Origin of the sequence: Kineosporia sp. NBRC 101731, assembly GCF_030269305.1 — a bacterium.
Lineage (GTDB): Bacteria > Actinomycetota > Actinomycetes > Actinomycetales > Kineosporiaceae > Kineosporia.
Genome location: NZ_BSTC01000043.1, coordinates 1 through 636 on the forward strand (window position 1 = coordinate 1; position 636 = coordinate 636).

At 56.9% G+C, this 636-nt stretch carries 2 rRNA genes; both read left to right on the forward strand.

From position 1 onward, the window contains the following. Window positions 1-116, forward strand: a 16S ribosomal RNA gene (locus QSK05_RS36015); the annotation flags it as partial. 407 nt (window positions 117-523) lie between these two features. Further along, window positions 524-636 (forward strand): 23S ribosomal RNA (locus QSK05_RS36020); the annotation flags it as partial.

Below are 636 nucleotides of genomic sequence, written 5' to 3' on the forward strand. Positions count from 1 at the left end.
CGAAGCCGATGGCCTAACCCCGTAAGGGGAGGGAGTCGTCGAAGGTGGGACTGGCGATTAGGACGAAGTCGTAACAAGGTAGCCGTACCGGAAGGTGCGGCTGGATCACCTCCTTTCTAAGGAGCACCTCGAAGCCTCGCGCTTCTAAGGGATGCCATTTCCCGCACAATGACGAACATCAATCATGGTGTTCGCTAGTTGTGGGGTGGCTGCTCAGGGTGGAACATCGGTTGGAGCTCATCTGCGGGGTCGCGGATGGGGATGCGCTGTTGGGTCCTGAGGGAGCGGGCCACCGGGTCAAACTGGTGGGCCGTGATCTTAGGACGGAGACGAGAGTCTTCGGCCGACTGGCATGACAGTCCTTTCATCACAGTGCCCTTGGTGGTTTCGGCCGGCTGGGGTAATTGGTGGGTCTGAGGGTTGTGTGTGTTCGTTGCTTGTGAACTGTATAGTGGACGTGAGCATCTTTAATCTGTGCATATTTCGTGCGCTCAGATTAGCGAGAGCTAATGCTGGGTGTGTCGGGTAAGTTTTTAAGGGCACACGGTGGATGTCTTGGCACCAGGAGCCGATGAAGGACGTAGGAGCCTGCGATAAGCCTCGAGGAGCTGGCAACCGAGCTGTGATTCGAGGGTT